Here is a 17842-nt window from a genome sequence, read left to right as displayed (position 1 = left end):
GCAAGGGTGGGGGCAAGGGTGGAAGCAAGGGGTCAAGTCGTGACGGTGCGATGGAGATCGAAACCGGGCTGATACCCAGTTCAGTCAACGCAACAAACCCTACGCAGGTAAGATCTTTCAAAATTTTCGAAGGCAAGGGATGTCGCCGCGACTACGCACGGTTTTGCCCGACGAAACCGATGGGTAAATGCGACCTTGAAAGCCAGATCGAACGGCTTTCACCTGCGTGCAGAGATTTCGTCGAGAAGCATCGGTGAAGTCGCGTGGCTATTATGCTAATGTAGCTATCTCTCATTCGATGCGTCAGTCTGACGATAGGTCCTCAGCTGACCGTCTGTCGAGCATGGCCGCGGGAAATAAACATCCCTGGCCGGAGCCGGTTGCGGGGCCTGTAGCTGGAGGGCCGTCGACGGGCCATGAGGAGAAAAAGGGCGAGAAACCGGGATCGCGACGCAAATCCTATGTCCGACAATCGGAACATTGCCGCTGCGATCGAGGCTTGCTACGACGCCGCGTTCGAGTTTAGGCAGTGGCCCGCAGCGCTTCAAATGCTGGCCCACTCCCTAGGAGCCACAAGTTGCGTTATCCGCACCTGCGATCCAACTCACCCGTTTCGTAGCGATCAGCGATCGCCGACCGCGCTCAGACCCGATTCGACCGAACATGCCGAATTCGCCGCCCTTTGGATCGAAAGAATCGAAGGTGCTCCCGATCCGCATGAACGTAGACCGCGCAAGAGGTTGGCAAAACTGACAGACAGCTTCGTTGTCGAGGATGAGATCACCACTCGTGATGAGCGCGAGGTTCTCCCTTATTACCAAGAAATCGCGCGTCCAGGCGACCGGGAATGGTGGGCTGCAATAGACTTCATGGTGAAGGATCGAAGGTGGATGCTCTCGATGTTTCGTGACGCTCATAAGGGGCCATTCTACCGGAATGAAGCCGAGGATTTCTTGGCGATCGTTCCGTCGATGGTTCGCATCATCAGTGCTGCGGAAAAGGTTTGGGAAACGGCAGTCGAACCGAACCTGGCCATTCTGGATCGGATGGGAAGCGCAGCGCTGTTGCTGAATTGCCGAGGCCGCGTCACCCGCTACAATAAACACGCGGAAGCTCTGCTTGGTACTGGCCTCGTTATCCACGGTGGTCGTCTCCGGGCGGCAGATCGGCCCAGTGATTCACGCTTGCAGAAATTGATCGCAGGCGTGGTCAGCCAATGCGGCGACTTGAGCGACGGGGAGCCCGTTTTGATTGCTCGCGAGGGTTCGCCATGGCTTCTTGCTGAAGCCATTCCGATGACCTCGTTCGTCCATGACCTCTTTAACGGCGGAGACGGGCTCCTCTATTTTACCGATCTTGTGGCCGAACCGGCGCTACCCAAGCAACTGATAAGGCACGCCTTTCAACTAACAGCAGCCGAAACGCGGCTGGCCTGCCGCCTTGCCGATGGCCGAGGTATCGGCGCGGCAAGCTCTGCCCTGGGAATTGGCCGTGAAACCGCCAGAACCCAGCTCCGTGCAATATTCTCGAAAACAAGCACCGGAAGTCAGGCGGAACTCGCGAAGCTCTTGTCCCGATACCAAGGGTCCTCCACGCATTGAAGTCGCGGTGTCACCCGTTCGGGTGAAGCCCTGACGGTCCAAGGGTTGCACTCTGCGCTGAATCGGGGCCGTGGCACTTCACAACAACAGGCGCCGGTCTCGATCCGATACGTCTCAAGCGGGGCGGGCGGTCAGACGATATTTGGTTTTTGCAACGGCGCGTGCCTGAACCCCTCTGGTGTCCGACTAGTGCCTTCGGGCCGAAGAGGTGAGCAGAAAACATCGCGTCCGCTATTACATTAGCAGTATGAAATATATTGCCAAACGGCGGCGCGAGGCGGATCATCAACGCCCGCACCCTCCGATCGAGAATTGGAAAGACAGGGCTGATCGGAGCTTGCCGATCGTACCGAACGCCAGGAGGTTCAGATGAAACTGCGTGCTTGCCTGCCAAGTGCAGGATGGACAGCTATTGCCTTAATGAGTTTCGGCACAGGTGCTGCCATTGCTTACGCCGCGGACAGTCCGTTGCAGTCGCAGCTTGCGGCGCCAAGAGTATCGTTGCCGGGGGAACTCGACATCACACACTGCGTCGCTCTGGCCGCTGCCGGCCAATCACTGGCCCCGCAAGACTTGAAGGCCTACGAGGAGGCCCAGCCGCCATTGTGGGATGACCTGGGCTCCCTGAGCTATCCGATCAGCACAAAGAGCGCCGATGCCCAAAAATACTTTGACCAGGGGCTGCGGTTCGCCACCAACTTCAATCACGCGGAGGCGCGACGCGCCTTCCGCAAGGCACAAAGCCTCGATCCCGACTGTGCGATGTGCTTCCTCGGCGAGGCACTGGTCCTGGGCCCGAACATCAACGTGCCGATGGATCCCACCGCAAATGCACCAGCGATCACTGCTCTTCGAAAGGCGCAGGCGCTTTCATCCGGTGCCACCGAGAAGGAGCGGGGACTGATCGAGGCGGTCGCCACGCGGTATTCCGAAGATCCCAAGGCCGATCGAAACACCCTGAACGCCGCCTTCGCCGATGCAACTGCGGCGCTTTCCGACAAATATCCTGACGATCTCGAGCTCGCTGTGCTGGCCGCAGAGGCCGGCATGGACACGCAGCCTTGGGACTATTGGCAGCCGGGCGGCAAGGAACCCAAGGGCCGCACCGCCGACATCCAGAGGCGGCTGGAAGGCGTTCTCGCCAGGAAGCCCGACAATCCGATGGCGATTCACCTCTACATTCATCTTGTTGAGGCCTCGGATCGTCCGGAGCGCGCCGAGCCCTACGCGGACCGGCTAGCAGCGCTGATGCCGGGGGCCGGACACATCGTCCATATGCCGAGCCACATCTACTATCGCGTCGGCCGCTACACGGATTCGCTGAAGTCCAACGAAGCTGCCTCGAAAGTGGACGAGACCTATCTCGCCGAAACCGGCGCTACCGGTGTCTATCCGCTCGGCTACTATTCCCACAACGTGCACTTCGTATTGGTTTCGGCCCAGCTCCTCGGTGACTCGAAGACGGTGCTTGCAGAGGCTGAGAAGCTGGACAAGTTTCTGACTAACGAGGTGGCCACGGCAATACCGATCGTGCAGCCGGTGAAGGCAGCTCCGTATTTCGCCTGGGCGCAATATGCCGAACCCGATGCGATCCTGGCTAAGGCCGAGCCGGCCGGCGCGCCGCCTTACATCACATCGATGTGGCACTATGCGCGCGGCGTCGCCCTGGCCGAGAAGAAGGACGCCTCGGGCGCGCGAGTCGAGGCGGACGCCATCCACAAGATCGCTCAGGAAACCGACTGGTCGGTGCACGATGCCTGGGGAATCCCGGCATTGTCGGTCCTGCAAGTGGCCGAAGATGTCGTACGTGCCCGCGCTGCGCAGGCCGAGAATGACGTCGGCGGCTCGATAGCCTTCTGGAAGAAAGCGGTCGAAACGGAGGACACGATCCCCTACATGGAGCCTCCGTACTGGTATTATCCCGTGCGGCAGTCCCTCGGTGCCGCCCTCCTCAAGAACGGTCAGCCGGCGGACGCGGCGAAGGAGTTTGTGGCGGCGCTCCACCGCGCACGCAGCAGCGCCTGGGCACTGTTCGGGCTGCAGCAGGCGGCGGAAGCCCAAGGCGATACTGCCGCCGCAACGAAAGCCGCGGACGAACTTTCCAAAGCCTGGAAGGGCGATCCGGGCATGCTGACGCTGGAACGGCTCTGAACCTCATCCCGGACGGGACCGCTGCGGTCCGTCGACCGGGCTCCAACCAATCAACCAATTTCCGATTTGTCGGAACGTCTGCAAGCGCTTTTCTGACGTTATTCGAACGGTAGAAATCCGCATGCAGGTTCCGTACAGATGACCGATGCGACCCCAGTGATCGGCTCTGGTTTCAGTCCGATTCAGGTCCGACAGTATCCGGCTTAGCAGCAAAACGTGGTGATCCCGACAGTCCATGGCGAACCAGTCTCCGTTTGAGAATTCCCTGATAAAGGGCAAAAACTGGGAGTTCGCGAGAAACGAGCGCTTTGCATGGGGCGGAAAATCAATATTGCATAGCGATGTCAGCTACTTAGCGGAACATTCCCTGCGCGGTGGATCAGGAAAATTCGCCCCGGACATCAGGAAAATCACGCAGCCAGGGATGATTCATCAGGGAAACCGGCTGTCGTTGCGCGGGATCTGATTGCGAGTTCTTGGGATCGAATTGTCGTAGTCCGGGAACGCCTTGCTGTATCGCAGGGAACGTAGGCGCGATTGCAATTGTGAAGTGATAAGGGGTGGCAACGATTTGACGCTTCCCGAAATTTAAATGCGACAGGCTGAGATCTGACTGTCGGATTGGAAGTCGGACGGCAGGAAAAAGAGGGGCGTCTTCGCCCAAGCGTTCCATTGAAAGTCGTCGGCTGGACCTCGCGTGCGCATGCATATCGGTCGCGGAGAACATCGTACAGCTGTGCAAGCCATCGGCACACAATAGCGTTGTTGGGGCGTCTCGGGATCAAGGCAGACTTTGCATGGCTCTGGCCATCGACGAGCCGTTCGCAAATCTGGTCGGTTATCTCCGCAGAACACTTGGTCGGGCCATAGATGTCCTTTTGCGGTCTGGGCGCATGCTTTCATTTTTTGGGCAGCGCCGCCCTACTTGCTCGGCTTCTGCATTGGTGATCTTCTGTCGAAAAATAATGGAGGAATGACCATGTCAGACGCGAGACAAGAACCGTCCCAGTCGACTCAACAAACAGAGGAACAGAAGAGAAGTGCAGGTACTCGCGGAAAATTTTCCGATATTTCTATCAGCGAGCTGAGCTTAGATGAGGCCATAGCACTCAAAGCCTTGCGAAAGTTCGACTTCGAATTCGTCGACTACAATGTCTACGACACGCTTAGTAATTTCGGTGGCGGGACGCTCGTGCTAGTTGAGACTTTTCGGCAACCGGAGAACGAAGTTGGACGAGTGGCTCATGATTATCAAGTGCTTGTAAAAAATGGAAAGGGAATAGTCTACAACGACTACACTCAAGCCTTGCGTCTCGGCTCAGAGCGGGCGGATTTTCTGTCTCGACTGGTTTCCCCGGATACAGTTCTCGCGCTTCTGACCCTTGTTTTGGTGGCAGCGTTCTTGGCGTTCTGGGGGGTTTTCAAAGAAAAGACCCCAGAAGTGTTGGGTGTCGCTCTCACAACGGTCATTGGCTTTTGGTTTGGGCGTCAATCGAGGACAACGTCAAACACAAAATGACCAGATGCAATGCGCCTCACTTTCGGTGGTGTGACTAGCTGAAAAGCGGGGCAAGACATGGGTAGTATGGCACTCACTAAGTCCTTGGAGGAGGACAATGGCATCTCGGGTGACGATCGATGAACAATTGCATGACACAAATGGCGGTGGGACCAGGCACGATCCTGCACTGAGCCGTCAATTCACTGTAGCCTGCCCGCTTGGCACTTGTGTAACGTTCAAGTCGACTATGTATTCATTGACGAACAGGTACTTGTATTTCCTAGTGAATTTATGGTGATCCCGACAGGAATCGAACCTGTGACCTACAGATTAGGAATCTGCCGCTCTATCCTACTGAGCTACGGGACCACGCGGCCCGACACATAGCCGCTTCCGATCGTTTCGCCAAGGGGCGGGCCGAACACAATCGGCCCGCCCCCGCCGCCGCCAGGCCTCAGGCGGCGAGCGCGGTTTCGGCCAGCTTCACCCAGTAGCTCATGCCGTGCGGGATGGCCTCGTCGTTGAAGTCATAGGCCGGGTTGTGAAGGCCGGCGGTGTCGCCATTGCCAATGAAAATGAAGGCGCCGGGCCTGGCTTCCAGCATGTAGGAGAAGTCCTCGCCGCCCATCACCGGCTGGATGCCGCGGTGGACATGAGCGTCGCCGGCGACGTTTGCCGCGACGTCGCTGGCAAAAACCGTCTCTTCCGCATGGTTGAAGGTTACGGGGTAGTTCGCCTGGTAATCGACCTCGATCTTCGCGCCGAAGGCCGTGGCCAATCCGTCGCAGATGGCACGAATGCGCTCTTCCGACTTCTTGGCGATTTCCTTGCGCAAGGTGCGCACCGTGCCTGCGATCTCCGCCGATTCCGGGATGATGTTGTAGGCGTCGCCGGCATGGAATTTGGTCACCGACACCACCACCGCTTCAACCGGGTCGGTGCTGCGCGAGGCGATCGTCTGCAGGGCGCCGACCAACTGGCTGGTGATGACGATCGGGTCGATCGTGCCGTGCGGCATCGCCGCATGGCCGCCGCGGCCCTTCACGGTGATGGTGAATTCCGCGGTCGCCGCCATGATCGGGCCCGGCCGGATGGCGAACTGGCCGACCGGCAGGCCCGGCATGTTGTGCATGCCGAACACTTTCGCGATGTCGAAACGCTCCATCATGCCGTCCTTGACCATCTCGTTGCCGCCACCGCCGCCTTCTTCGGCCGGCTGGAAGATGACCGCCACCGAACCGGCGAAATTGCGCGTCTCGGCGAGATATTTCGCCGCACCCAAAAGCATCGCCGTATGGCCGTCATGGCCGCAGGCATGCATCTTGCCGGGAACGGTCGAGGCATAGGGCTTGCCGGTGATCTCGTTAAGCGGCAGCGCGTCCATGTCGGCGCGCAGGCCGATGGTGGCGCCTTCGCCCTGGCGGCCGCGAATGATGCCCACGACGCCGGTCTTGCCCAGCCCCGTCACCACATCGTCGCAGCCGAAGGCCTTCAGCTTCTCGGTGACGAAGGCGGCTGTCTTGAAGACGTCGAAATTCAGTTCCGGGGTCTGGTGCAGATGTCGTCGCCAGCCGGCAACCTCGTCCTGCATTTCGGCGGCACGGTTCAGGATTGGCATGATGGTTCCATCTCGCTGTTGGGGCAGGTCCGCTGCCTTGCAATTGTGATCGTCAGGCACTTTGCCATGTTGACGTCACATAGAGTAAATAGCACCGCAACAATGCGGTCCGTTTTTGAGGGCGGACTCATTTTGCTGGCGATCGCGTAAATCTTACGGAGCCAGGGGCGACTACGGCAAGAGGCGATTTCGGATTCGATCATGCGGCACAGGCATTTCCTCAAACTATTCTGCGCGGGCGCCGTGGCGTTCTCGGCGCTGGCCGGGCCGGCGCTGGCCAATCCGGTCGTGCTGTTCGACCTGAACAGCGGCAAGATCCTCCAGCATCAGGACGCGTTCAAGCGCTGGTACCCGGCATCGCTGAGCAAGCTGATGACGGCCTATGTGACCTTCCGGGCGATAGCGGCCGGCGAGGTCCGGCTCGATTCGCCGATCAAGGTAACGAAACATTCCGCCGCCGAGCCGCCGAGCAAGATGGGCTTCAAGCCAGGCTCGGTGATGCGGCTCGACAATGCGCTGAAGATGATGCTGGTCAAGTCGGCAAACGACATCGCCATGGCCGTCGGCGAGAATGTCGGGGGATCGCAGGCAGCCTTTGCCGAGCGCATGAACGCCGAAGCGGTCCGGCTCGGCATGAACGGAACGCATTTCGTCAATCCGAACGGGCTTTATTCGCCGGACCAGTACACCACAGCGCGCGACCTGGCCGTGCTGGTGACGGCGATCCGCCGCGAGTTTCCGCAATATGCGCCGTGGTTCTCGATCGAGGGGCTTGCGGTCGGCAAGAGGGCGATCCCCAACTACAACCTGTTGATCGGCCGCTATCCCGGGGCCGACGGCATGAAGACGGGCTTCGTCTGCCCCTCCGGCTTCAACATGATCGGTTCGGCGACCCGCAACGGCCGCACGCTGGTGGCGGTGGTGCTCGGCGAGAAGTCGGCGATCACCCGTGCCGAGGCCGCGGCCAAACTGCTCGACCAGGGTTTCGATACGCCTGCCGCCGGCTCAGCCACGATCGCCACGCTGGCGCCATACGGTGATACCATCTCGCCCAACGACGTGCGGGACGAGGTCTGCAAGAAGAAGGCGCCGGCGGAGCAGTCCGAGGCGCCGCCCGCCGTCGCCAAGAACGTGCCGAAATCGCCCTACCAGGAAAAGCTCGACCATGTGCCGACGCTGGTTGCCGTCGGGCTTGGCGGCGCGACCGGCCCGACCCCGCTGGCCATGCTCGCCCAGGGCAGCCAGGAATATGCCGACGTGCCTATTCCGACCTGGCGGCCGGACAGACCGGCGCCCGGCGCCGGCCCGACGGTGGCGGGCTCGGCTGCGCAGGGCGACCAACCCGTCAAGGTTGCGAACTAGGCAATGAGTGGTTTTCCCATCCCTGTTTCCGTGCTGACCGGTTTTCTCGGCGCCGGCAAGACGACGCTGCTCAACCGGCTCCTGAAGGACCCGGCGCTGGCCGACACGGCCGTCATCATCAACGAATATGGCGAAGTGGCGATCGATCACCTGCTGGTGGAACAGGCGTCCGACGGCATCATCCAGCTTTCGGACGGCTGCCTTTGCTGCACGGTACGCGGCGAACTGGTCGACACGCTGGCCGATCTGGTCGACCGGCTGCAGACCGGCCGCATCGCCCGCCTTGCCCGCGTCATTGTCGAGACCACCGGCCTTGCCGATCCGGCACCGGTGCTGCAATCGATCATGGCGCATCCGGCACTGGTCCAGGCTTTCCGGCTCGACGGCGTCATCACCTTGGTCGACGCGGTCAACGGCGATGCCACGCTCGACGCCCATGTCGAGGCGGTCAAGCAGGTCGCCGTCGCCGACCGCATCGTGCTCTCCAAAACCGACCTGGTCGCTGGTCCGGATGGACCGGAAGCGCTGCGGACGCGGCTGCGGCAGATCAATCCGGGCGCCGAACTGCTGGCTGTCGACGATGCGAAAACGAGCGTCGCGGCGCTGTTCGACTGCGGCCTCTATAACCCGGCGACCAAATCAGCCGATGTGCGGCGCTGGCTCGGCGAAGAAGCGATGCATAACCATGATCATCATGATCATGACGGGCATGACCACGGGCATGACCACGGGCACGGCCACGACCACGGGCACCGGCATGATCAGCGCATTCGCACCCACTCCCTGGTGCATGACGGCCCGGTGCCGTTCTCGGCCATCGAGATGTTCCTCGATCTTTTGCGCTCCACGCATGGCGAGCGCCTGCTGCGCATGAAGGGCGTCATCGAACTCGAGGAAGATCCGTCGCGGCCGCTGGTGGTGCATGGCGTGCAGAAAATCCTGCATCCGCCGGCTCGATTGCCGTCCTGGCCGGACGGCCAGCGCGGCACCCGGCTGGTGCTGATCACGCTCGACATGCCCGAAGACTATGTAAGGCGACTGTTTGCCGCCTTCACCAACCGGCCCTCGATCGACACGCCCGACCGCGCGGCGCTGGAGAACAATCCCCTGGCGATCGCGGGACGCTGACCTTTACGACAGCTATTCGCCGCGCTCGACCAGGAAGCGGTGACCGCCTGATATGGCGGATGTCTCTACGAGATGATGACCAGAGTCGGCGCAGAACGCCGGAATGTCGATAACGGCGAGCGGATCGGTCGTTTCCAGCCAGAGCCGGCTGCCGGGGCGCATCCCGGCCAGCCGCTTCTTCGCCTTCAGCACCGGCAAAGGGCAGTTCAGCCCCTTCAGATCGTAGACGGTGACGTCGGTCACGGCGAAAAATGTCAGCCGCCGAACATGCCGAGCAGCTTGTTCTTCAGCCTCGTCACGCGGCTCTCGTCGGCACTCGCGGCCTGCGTTTCGGCCGGCGGTGCGGGCTCGGCCGGCGCTTCGATCGTCGCGGTGGCGACAGGGGCTTCCTTGGCGGTCTTGGCCGCTTCCTTTTCGGCCAGCGCCTGCGCCTTGGCGGCTTCCTTTTCGGCCAGCGCTTGCGCCTTGGCCTGCTTGGCAGTTTCTATCGCGGCCAGCCGCTGCTCCTCGGCTTTTTGCTTCGCGGCCTTTTCGGCATCGAGCGCGGCCATCTTGCGGCCGGCGGGCGAATCGATGCGGCCCATGCGCGCCGTCTCGGTGACCGAGCCGTCCGAGTTGAGCGATGGCGGGTCGATCGGCACGCGCTCGCCGCGCGCACGGCGCTTGGACCAGTCGGAGACGATGCTGGCTTCCTTGATGCCGGCGATGGTGGGCTTGGGCGCCGGCGTGCTTGCCTTGAGGGCGCCGTTGAACGCAGCCTCATACGTGCTCTGATAAGCACTGTAGGCGCTTTTCAGCGAATCCGGCTGCGTGGACGCAGGGCAGGGGCCGGTCGGATTGAATGTGGTGCCTTCGGGAGCCACCTGGTTGAAGACGTAGCGCTTCTCGCAAACGTCGACTTTCGGCGGTACCTTGGTGATCTCGAAATTGTCGTAGCCGACCTTCAGCATCTTCCAGAATTCGTAATTCGGGTCGTTGCGGTAGCGCGCCATGTTGGCGGCGGTCATGCGGAACGGGAAGGCCTGGATCTGGAACTCGGTCTGGCCGCCCTGGAAGGCATCGCGGCCGAACGCATAGATCTGCTCGATCTGGGCATCGGTCATCGAATAGCAGCCCGAAGACGAGCAGGCGCCGTGCACCATCAGGTTGGAGCCGGTGCGGCCGTTGGCGCGGTCATAGGCGTTGGGATAGCCGATGTTGAAGGACAGATGATAGTTCGAGCGCGGGTTCATCTGCGCCGGACGCACGGTATAAAAACCTTCCGGCGCCTGGCGGTCGCCCTCGGTGTATTTCGGCCCCAGCTTGCCCGACCATTTGCAGATATCGTAGCTGGCGACCATGTCGTAGCGGCCGTTGGTCTTGGCCTTCCAGATTTCGAGCTTGCCCTCTTCCTTGAAGATGCGCGCCATCACCGAGGAGGTGCGCACCATGCCCTTGGCCCTCATGTCGGCCAGGATCTTGTCGGGCAGGGGCTTGTTGGCCTCCGGGGCAAAATCCTTCATCGACGAATCATTGCAGCCGGCGACGGCTATCGCGGTGATGAGAATTCCGGTGCGGGCAAGCTTGGCAAACATGGATAAGGCTACGTCTTCTCTTTCGGGCCAATGGCTTCGAAACGGCCGAGCCCGCATGCTGAACACAGACGGACCGTAAGCCCGTTAACCTTGAAAATTCCTTACCGCAAGCCTCGGCCACCCCTCACGGCAATTCCATTGAACCGAATCCGGCGGCATTTTTGTGGCGAAATTGCTCATCGCCGCCACATTGCCGTGGAGCGTTGCCGTGGAGGCGGCTTGCGGCGGCCCGGTTGAGCCGCCAAATCGTGGTCAGAGGCTGCGGCCCATTGCCAGATACTTCTCGCGGCGCTGCTCGCGAAAATCCATGTTGGCGCCGGCAAAATCCTTCATCGTCCTGGCGATGAGGTCGCCCGTCGCGGCAATCACCGTTTCGGGTGCGCGCTGGGCGCCGCCGATCGGTTCGGGAATGATGGCGTCGATGATCTTCAGTTCCAGAAGGTCCTGGGCGGTGATCTTCATGTTGGTCGCCGCGTCCTTGGAGCGCGTCGTGTCGCGCCACAGGATGGAGGCCGCGCCCTCGGGCGAGATCACCGAATAGATGGCATGTTCCAGCATGTAGACGCGGTTGGCGGTGGCGATGGCAATGGCGCCGCCTGAACCGCCTTCACCGATGACAACCGAAATCGACGGCACCTTGAGCGCAAGGCAGGCCGAAGTCGAACGGGCAATGGCTTCGGCCTGGCCGCGCTCCTCGGCGCCGACGCCGGGATAGGCGCCGGCCGTGTCGACCAATGTCAGCAGCGGGATCTTGAAGCGGTCGGCAAGCTCCATCAGCCGCACGGCCTTGCGATAGCCTTCGGGGCGCACCGAGCCGAAATTGTGCTTCAGCCGGCTCGCCGTGTCGGAGCCCTTCTCCTGGCCGAGGATCGCTACCGGTTCGCCGCGGAACCGGGCAAAGCCGCCGACGATCGCCTGGTCCTCGCCGAAATTGCGGTCGCCGGCGAGCGGCGTGAAATCGCTGAACAGGCCCTTGATGTAGTCGACGCAGTGCGGCCTGTCGGAGTGGCGCGCCACCTGCACCTTCTGCCATGGCGTCAGTGCCTTGTAGAGATCGCGCAGGGCATCGCGCGACCGCTTCTCGAGCCTGCTGATCTCGTCGGCGACATCGACCGCCTCGCCGTTCTCGGCAAGCTTCTTCAGTTCCAGGATCTTGAGTTCCAGATCCTGCACCGGCTTTTCGAAATCGAGGTAGTTGTACATGCTTGAGCGGACCGATACGTCGGAAGCAAAGACTGGCGGGACCCTGAAATCCGGGGCTCCGGGCGATGGAACGTCGCCCTCACATAGCGATATGAGGTCTAGTCGGCAAGCGGGTGATGATCGTTGACCAGCCGCACCAATCGCTCCTCCAGCACATGGGTATAGATCTGTGTCGTCGATATGTCGGCATGGCCGAGCAGTTGCTGCACGGCCCTGAGATCGGCCCCGTTCTGCAAGAGATGGCTGGCGAAAGCATGGCGAAGCACGTGCGGCGAGATCTTGGCCGAGGCAATGCCGGCGCGGGCCGCCAGCCCCTTGAGGTCGCGAGCGAAGACCTGGCGCGAGAGGTAGCCGCTGTCCGACGCGGCAGGAAACAGGAACGGGCTGTCGGCGAAAGCGGGCACCTTGGCCCGGGCGGCGAGCCAGGCTCGCATCGCCGCGCGCGCCTTGGCCGACAGCGGCACCATGCGCTCCTTGTCGCCCTTGCCGCGCACCATGAAGAAGCGATCGTCGCGCTGCGCCACCGTCACCGGCAAGCCGACCAGTTCCGAAACGCGCAGGCCTGTCGCATAAAGCACTTCGACCAGCGCGTGCAGACGCAGCGCCGCCAGCCTGTCGCTGTCGCCGAGCCCGGCATCGCCGGCCTCCTGCGCGGCGCGGTCGATCAGCCGGCCGGTGTCGGCCTCGCTCATGGTCTTCGGCAGCGGGCGGCCTTTTTTCGGGCTGTCCAGCGTGCCGGTCGGGTCGTCGCGGCGCAGGCCCTCGGCGTAGAGGAATTTGAAGAACTGGCGGATCGCCGACAATTTGCGTGCCTGCGATGTCGGTGCGAAGCCGCGTGCGGCGATGTCGTCGAGATAGGCGCGGATGTCCGCGGCGCCGGCGCCGGCAAGACCGCCAGGGATTTCCTGCGAAGCGTCATCGAGGTCGCGGCGATAGGAGGAAAGCGTGTTTTCGGCGGCACCCCGCTCGGCGCTCATCATCTCCAGAAAGGCTTCGATGCGGGCGGCGCTGTTCATTTCCTGAAGTTTTTCTTCGGGCTCAGTTTTTCTTTGGGTTTAGCTTTTCCGCAGGGATGCGCACGCTCATTTCCGCCTTTTTCGGCTCGACGAACATCACCAACGCGAACATCGTACCATAGGCGATGCCCGCCAGAATCGCTGTTATCACGACGAGGCGAAACAGTGTCGGCATCAATCTTCGCCCGTCTTCTTGTTCTGCGTTTCCAAACCCTGTGCCCTTATGGGACGCCAATCCGGCCAATTCAAGCGAGAAGCTGAAGCGCGCCGGCAACTTCCAATGCAGCCGGTTCCTCGCTCGCGGGAGGCCAGCCTGCCTCAGTGCGCTTGACGCAACCGGGCTTTTCATGTCGATACGCCGGCAAAGAGGGCTTCGAGGCTGATGAACGCGCTACCAGCAAATCCTCCGGGCGGGAGCCATGCCGCGCTGCTGGGCAGGCTCGGCGGCCGCTCCATCGTCTTTGTCGGCCTGATGGGCGCCGGCAAGACCGCGATCGGCCGCAAGGTCGCCAGCGTGCTGGCGCTGCCTTTCATCGACAGCGACCAGGAGATCGAAAGCGTCTCGCGCATGACCGTTCCGGAACTGTTCGAACGCTATGGCGAAACGGAGTTCCGGGCGCTGGAGCAGCGCGTCATCCTGCGCGTGCTGGAAAACGGCCCGCAGGTGCTGTCGACCGGCGGCGGCGCCTTCATGAACGCACAGACGCGCGAGGCGATAGCGGCACATGGCGTGTCGGTATGGCTGAAGGCCGAACTCGACCTTTTGATGGACCGGGTCTCCAAGAAACAGAACCGGCCGCTGCTGAAGAGCCCCGATCCGCGTGGCGTGCTCGAGCGGCTGATGAGTGAACGCTATCCGGTCTATGCGACATCGGACGTCACCGTGCCGACCCGCGACGACCGCAAGGAAGTCATCGCGGCCGAGGTGGTGGGGGCGCTGTGCCGGCATTTCGATATCGCCCAGACCACTCCCGCGGGCGAGGTCGAACCGTGAACGCCAATGCAGCCGTTGCCGTCGAGGTCGGACTTGGCGAGCGGGCTTACGACATCCTGATCGGGCCGGGGCTTTTGTCGCACGCCGGCGCCGAGATGTCGCGCCGCCTGCCGGGCCGACGCGCCGCGGTCGTGACCGACGAAAACGTCGCGGCGGCGCATCTCCATACGCTGAAGGCCGGTCTGCTCGAGAGCGGCATCGAGCCCGCCGTGATCACGCTGCCGCCCGGCGAGAAAACCAAGAGTTTCGCGCATCTCGAAGAGGTGGTGGACGGCGTCCTGGCCGCGAAGCTGGAACGCGGCGACGTCGTCATCGCCCTCGGCGGCGGCGTCATCGGCGACCTGGCCGGCTTTGCCGCCGGCATCGTGCGCCGCGGCATGAACTTCGTGCAGATCCCGACCTCGCTCCTGGCGCAGGTCGATTCCTCGGTCGGGGGCAAGACCGGCATCAACAGCGCGCGCGGCAAGAACCTGGTCGGCGTCTTCCATCAGCCGAAGCTGGTGCTGGCCGATACCGGAGTGCTCGATACGCTGCCGATCCGCGAATTTCGCGCCGGCTACGCCGAACTCGCCAAATACGGGCTGATCGACCGGCCCGAATTCTTCGCCTGGCTGGAGAAAAACTGGGCCAGCGTGTTCGCCGGCGGACCGGAGAGGGTGGAGGCCATCGCCGAGGCCTGCCGCGCCAAGGCGGATGTCGTTGCCCGCGACGAGTTCGAGACCGGCGACCGCGCGCTCCTCAATCTCGGCCACACTTTCGGCCATGCGCTGGAGGCCGCCACCCGATATGACGGCGCCCGCCTCGTCCATGGCGAGGGGGTCGCCATCGGCATGGCGCTGGCGCATCGCTTCTCGTCACGACTCAACCTGGCCAGTCCAGACGATGCGGCGCGAGTCGAGGCGCATCTCAACACGGTGGGACTGCCGTGGCGGATGGCTGACATTCCCGGCGAACTGCCCGACGCCGATGCACTGCTTGGCTTCATCACCCAGGACAAGAAAGTGTCGCACGGCGCGCTGACCTTCATCCTGACGCGCGGCATCGGAGAGGCTTTCATCGCGAAGGACGTGCCGGCCTCGGAAGTGCTCTCGTTCCTCAGGGAGAACCACCCGAGCGCGACGGAAGGCGATCCGGGCCGGCAAGGCAGCCGTCCGGACAAGCAAAAGAGCCGTCTTGACAGGCAAGAGAGCCGTCCGAAATGAATGGGGCCGGCTGGATCGTCATCGCTGTCCTTGCCGTCCTCATCGTGTTGGCCGTCGCCATGCGCACGCGCCTGCTTGCCGCTTTCGGCTATGAACTGTCGCGCATCGAGCCGCAGCGTTCGAGCGGGGACGAGCTGCGCGGCGCCGTCGACGATTTCCGCCGTGACGGCCAGGTGGTGCGCGAGGAGCGCGATCGCATCGGCGGGTTGTTCGACCTCGAGGAGCTCGAAGTCTCCGACGTCATGGTCCACCGCACCAATATGCGCTCGGTCAACGCCGACAATGCACCGGAAGCCGTGGTGCGCGAGATCCTGCAGAGCCCGCACACCCGCATGCCTTTGTGGAAGGGGTCGCTCGACAACATTGTCGGCGTGCTGCACGCCAAGGACCTGCTGCGCGCCCTCAACGATGTCGGCAACGACTTCTCCAGGATCGATGTGATGAAGATCGCGTCAAAGCCCTGGTTCGTGCCCGATACGACGACATTGCAGGAACAGCTCAACGCCTTCCTGCGCCGCAAGGCGCATTTCGCCGTCGTCGTCGACGAGTATGGCGAGGTCGAAGGGCTGGTGACGCTGGAGGACATCATCGAGGAGATTGTCGGCGAGATCGCCGACGAGCACGATGTCGACATACAGGGCGTCAAGCAGGAGGCGGACGGTTCCGTCGTCGTCGACGGAACCGTGCCGATCCGCGACCTGAACCGGGCGCTCGACTGGGACCTGCCGGACGAGGAGGCAACCACCATCGCCGGCCTAGTCATCCATGAGACGCAGTCGATCCCCGAGGAGAAGCAGGCCTTCACCTTCCACGGCAAGCGTTTCATCGTCATGAAACGCGACAAGAACCGCGTCGCCAGGCTCAGGATCAGGCCGGCAGGCGACAGCTGAACGGTCCATCGTGTCGCAGACACGCACAACCGCGTCATCCCTGATGCTCAACAGTCCTTGGTCGAGCGTTCGCCGACCATTGCGTCGGTGTCGGCGTCGACGGCCGCCAGGCTGACTTCATAGCCCCAGAGATGCCGGATGTGGCGAAGGGTCGCGTCGCGGCTGTCATTCTCCAGCACGACCCCATTCTTCACCTTGTGCTGTAGCCGCAAATGCCGGTCGCCGAGCAGGTCCACGTCCACAACCTGGATGTCGGGCCGGCTCGCGCCCACATCATAGCTGTGGGCCAGCGCGGCGCGTATGTTGTTGTAGCCGCGCTCGTTGTGGATCGATGCGACTTCGTAGTGCGGTTGGTCGGCTCCATCGGCCAGGACGAAGAGCCGCCATTTTCGTATCAAGGTCGGGCTGAGATACTGGCGAATGAAGGATTCGTCGCGGTGGTTGGCCCAGGCGTCGAGCAGCGTCTCAAGCCAGTCGCCACGGCCGGCTATGTCCGGGAACCAGTCGCGATCTTCGGCTGTCGGCTCGGTCGAGATGCGCTGAATGTCCTGCATCATGTCAAGCCCGAGCGCGTAGGGGTTGATGCCGGAAAACCGCTGGTCGTCGAAGGATGGCTGGAAGATCACGTTCGAGTGGTTGCGCAGGATTTCGAGCATCGCGCCTTCGGTGATCCGGCCACGGTCGAACAGCATGTTCATGAGCGTGTAGTGCACGAAAGTGGCGCAGCCTTCGTTCATCACCTGGGTTTGCCGCTGCGGGTAAAAATACTGCGCAATGACGCGGACGATCCTGAGGATCTCGCGCTGCCAGGGTTCGAGGACAAGGCTGTTCTTCTCAAGGAAATAGAGCAGGTTTTCCTCGGGCAGATTGAGCGATTTCTTCCGCTCCGACACGCCTTCATCGCCCGCTTCGGAGTTGTCGGCGTCCTGCGCGGGCGGCAGGGTGCGCCATAAGTCATTGTAGGAACGCTCCTCGTATTCGAGGCGCTCGCGAAGTCCCTCGCGCTGCTGCTCCGACGACAGTTTCGGCGGCCGGTGATACCGGAACACGCCTTGCTCCATCAGCGCGTGTGCGGAATCGAGAATGGCTTCCACGGCAGCCAGGCCGTGCCGCTCCTCGCACCGGGCGATGTAGCCCTTGGCAAAGTCCAGATAGCTCAGGATTCCTCCGGCATCCGTCCATTGGCGGAAAAGGTAATTGTTCTTGAAGAAGTGATTGTGTCCAAGTGCTGCATGGGCGGTCACCAAGGCCTGCAGCGCCATGGTGTTTTCCTCCATCAGGTAGACGATGCAGGGATTGGAATTGATGACCAATTCATAGGCCAGCCCGCGACCGCCTTTGCGATAGAGAAGCTCGTTGTAGAGGAAATGCTTGCCGAACGACCAATGCCGGTACATCAGCGGCATGCCGACCGACGAGTAGGCGTCGAGCATCTGCTCGGAAGAGATGACCTCCATCTGCACCGGATAGGTGTCGAGATGAAGCTGGTCGACCGCAATCGCCTCGATCTCCTCATAGACCCGCGACAGCTTTTTGAAATCCCAGTCGGATCCGGAGAAAAGCAACCCCGATTTGTTGGCCTGACCAGCCATCCGGCACCCC

General features: G+C 62.0%; 17 protein-coding genes and 1 tRNA gene. 10 read left to right on the top strand and 8 right to left on the bottom strand.

The window, feature by feature from the left end:
• The 5 genes from FJ986_RS30640 to FJ986_RS26530 all read left to right on the top strand — a co-directional run.
• Positions 1-257: hypothetical protein (locus FJ986_RS30640; protein ID WP_210241343.1), on the top strand; the 257-nt coding region annotated here is incomplete at its 5' end.
• A 204-nt stretch (positions 258-461) separates the two neighbouring features.
• Positions 462-1601 carry a helix-turn-helix transcriptional regulator gene (locus FJ986_RS26545; RefSeq protein ID WP_140513919.1) on the top strand — a complete coding sequence of 380 codons (1140 nt, stop codon included), beginning with the start codon at positions 462-464 and terminating at the stop codon, positions 1599-1601.
• A gap of 468 nt (positions 1602-2069) precedes the next feature.
• Positions 2070-3752, top strand: a complete 1683-nt coding sequence (locus tag FJ986_RS26540; protein ID WP_246681840.1) for a hypothetical protein — start codon at positions 2070-2072, stop codon at positions 3750-3752.
• A gap of 235 nt (positions 3753-3987) precedes the next feature.
• A complete protein-coding gene (locus FJ986_RS26535; protein WP_140676390.1) occupies positions 3988-4218 on the top strand; it encodes a hypothetical protein in 231 nt (76 codons plus the stop codon).
• A 513-nt stretch (positions 4219-4731) separates the two neighbouring features.
• Positions 4732-5271: a hypothetical protein gene (locus FJ986_RS26530; protein ID WP_140525777.1), complete on the top strand. Its 540-nt coding sequence runs from the start codon at positions 4732-4734 to the stop codon at positions 5269-5271.
• Positions 5272-5545: 274 nt separating this feature from the next.
• Here the strand turns inward: FJ986_RS26530 and FJ986_RS26525 are convergent.
• Positions 5546-5622 (bottom strand) — tRNA-Arg (locus FJ986_RS26525).
• An 85-nt stretch (positions 5623-5707) separates the two neighbouring features.
• The gene (locus FJ986_RS26520) at positions 5708-6871 is read right to left on the bottom strand and encodes a M20 aminoacylase family protein (RefSeq protein ID WP_140513917.1); all 1164 of its coding nucleotides are present in this window, start codon (positions 6869-6871) and stop codon (positions 5708-5710) included.
• Positions 6872-7072: 201 nt separating this feature from the next.
• Here FJ986_RS26520 and FJ986_RS26515 point away from each other — a divergent pair, with 201 nt between their 5' ends.
• Complete coding sequence (locus tag FJ986_RS26515; RefSeq protein WP_140625657.1) at positions 7073-8233, top strand: D-alanyl-D-alanine carboxypeptidase family protein; 1161 nt, start codon at positions 7073-7075, stop codon at positions 8231-8233.
• A gap of 3 nt (positions 8234-8236) precedes the next feature.
• On the top strand, positions 8237-9361 hold the full coding sequence (locus FJ986_RS26510) for a GTP-binding protein (RefSeq protein WP_140676387.1): 1125 nt from the start codon (positions 8237-8239) through the stop codon (positions 9359-9361).
• 12 nt (positions 9362-9373) lie between these two features.
• On the opposite strand, the gene FJ986_RS26505 is transcribed toward FJ986_RS26510, so the two are convergent.
• From FJ986_RS26505 to FJ986_RS26485, 5 genes are all read right to left on the bottom strand, one after another.
• Positions 9374-9604: a sulfurtransferase TusA family protein gene (locus tag FJ986_RS26505; RefSeq protein WP_181168327.1), complete on the bottom strand. Its 231-nt coding sequence runs from the start codon at positions 9602-9604 to the stop codon at positions 9374-9376.
• A gap of 11 nt (positions 9605-9615) precedes the next feature.
• On the bottom strand, positions 9616-10935 hold the full coding sequence (locus FJ986_RS26500) for a murein L,D-transpeptidase family protein (RefSeq protein WP_140513913.1): 1320 nt from the start codon (positions 10933-10935) through the stop codon (positions 9616-9618).
• A gap of 252 nt (positions 10936-11187) precedes the next feature.
• On the bottom strand, positions 11188-12138 hold the full coding sequence (locus tag FJ986_RS26495) for an acetyl-CoA carboxylase carboxyltransferase subunit alpha (protein WP_140500751.1): 951 nt from the start codon (positions 12136-12138) through the stop codon (positions 11188-11190).
• 98 nt (positions 12139-12236) lie between these two features.
• On the bottom strand, positions 12237-13154 hold the full coding sequence (locus FJ986_RS26490) for a site-specific tyrosine recombinase XerD (protein ID WP_140676384.1): 918 nt from the start codon (positions 13152-13154) through the stop codon (positions 12237-12239).
• Between the two features lie 22 nt (positions 13155-13176).
• Positions 13177-13329, bottom strand: coding sequence for a histidine kinase (locus tag FJ986_RS26485; protein WP_140513945.1), 153 nt, complete (start codon positions 13327-13329; stop codon positions 13177-13179).
• A gap of 207 nt (positions 13330-13536) precedes the next feature.
• Between FJ986_RS26485 and FJ986_RS26480 the strand changes: the two genes are divergently transcribed.
• Genes FJ986_RS26480 through FJ986_RS26470 form a run of 3 tightly spaced genes read left to right on the top strand, consistent with a single transcriptional unit; the run spans position 13537 to position 16240 of the window.
• Positions 13537-14148: a shikimate kinase gene (locus FJ986_RS26480; RefSeq protein WP_140676381.1), complete on the top strand. Its 612-nt coding sequence runs from the start codon at positions 13537-13539 to the stop codon at positions 14146-14148.
• Positions 14145-15350 carry a 3-dehydroquinate synthase gene (gene aroB, locus FJ986_RS26475; protein WP_246681839.1) on the top strand — a complete coding sequence of 402 codons (1206 nt, stop codon included), beginning with the start codon at positions 14145-14147 and terminating at the stop codon, positions 15348-15350. The genes FJ986_RS26480 and aroB overlap by 4 nt, the downstream gene beginning before the upstream one ends.
• Positions 15347-16240 carry an HlyC/CorC family transporter gene (locus FJ986_RS26470; protein WP_140558088.1) on the top strand — a complete coding sequence of 298 codons (894 nt, stop codon included), beginning with the start codon at positions 15347-15349 and terminating at the stop codon, positions 16238-16240. Before aroB ends, FJ986_RS26470 begins: the two co-directional genes overlap by 4 nt.
• A 47-nt stretch (positions 16241-16287) precedes the next feature.
• Here FJ986_RS26470 and FJ986_RS26465 read toward each other — a convergent pair whose 3' ends face one another.
• On the bottom strand, positions 16288-17832 hold the full coding sequence (locus tag FJ986_RS26465) for a SpoVR family protein (RefSeq protein ID WP_140500756.1): 1545 nt from the start codon (positions 17830-17832) through the stop codon (positions 16288-16290).
• Between the last annotated feature and the right edge of the window lie 10 nt (positions 17833-17842).

Source organism: Mesorhizobium sp. B1-1-1 (assembly GCF_006442955.1).
In the GTDB taxonomy this organism is placed as follows: domain Bacteria; phylum Pseudomonadota; class Alphaproteobacteria; order Rhizobiales; family Rhizobiaceae; genus Mesorhizobium.
This window is presented reverse-complemented; position numbering and strand designations above follow the sequence as displayed.

Excerpts from the sequence above, each read along its gene's own strand:
- FJ986_RS26490 (WP_140676384.1), bottom strand. The coding sequence starts at position 13,154 with ATGAACAGCGCCGCCCGCATCGAAGCCTTTCTGGAGATGATGAGCGCC.
- FJ986_RS26515 (WP_140625657.1), top strand. The coding sequence starts at position 7,073 with ATGCGGCACAGGCATTTCCTCAAACTATTCTGCGCGGGCGCCGTGGCG.
- FJ986_RS26520 (WP_140513917.1), bottom strand. The coding sequence starts at position 6,871 with ATGCCAATCCTGAACCGTGCCGCCGAAATGCAGGACGAGGTTGCCGGC.
- FJ986_RS26480 (WP_140676381.1), top strand. The coding sequence starts at position 13,537 with ATGAACGCGCTACCAGCAAATCCTCCGGGCGGGAGCCATGCCGCGCTG.
- FJ986_RS26510 (WP_140676387.1), top strand. The coding sequence starts at position 8,237 with ATGAGTGGTTTTCCCATCCCTGTTTCCGTGCTGACCGGTTTTCTCGGC.
- FJ986_RS26545 (WP_140513919.1), top strand. The coding sequence starts at position 462 with ATGTCCGACAATCGGAACATTGCCGCTGCGATCGAGGCTTGCTACGAC.
- FJ986_RS26485 (WP_140513945.1), bottom strand. The coding sequence starts at position 13,329 with ATGCCGACACTGTTTCGCCTCGTCGTGATAACAGCGATTCTGGCGGGC.
- FJ986_RS26530 (WP_140525777.1), top strand. The coding sequence starts at position 4,732 with ATGTCAGACGCGAGACAAGAACCGTCCCAGTCGACTCAACAAACAGAG.
- FJ986_RS26500 (WP_140513913.1), bottom strand. The coding sequence starts at position 10,935 with ATGTTTGCCAAGCTTGCCCGCACCGGAATTCTCATCACCGCGATAGCC.
- FJ986_RS26470 (WP_140558088.1), top strand. The coding sequence starts at position 15,347 with ATGAATGGGGCCGGCTGGATCGTCATCGCTGTCCTTGCCGTCCTCATC.
- FJ986_RS26465 (WP_140500756.1), bottom strand. The coding sequence starts at position 17,832 with ATGGCTGGTCAGGCCAACAAATCGGGGTTGCTTTTCTCCGGATCCGAC.
- FJ986_RS26495 (WP_140500751.1), bottom strand. The coding sequence starts at position 12,138 with ATGTACAACTACCTCGATTTCGAAAAGCCGGTGCAGGATCTGGAACTC.
- FJ986_RS26535 (WP_140676390.1), top strand. The coding sequence starts at position 3,988 with ATGGCGAACCAGTCTCCGTTTGAGAATTCCCTGATAAAGGGCAAAAAC.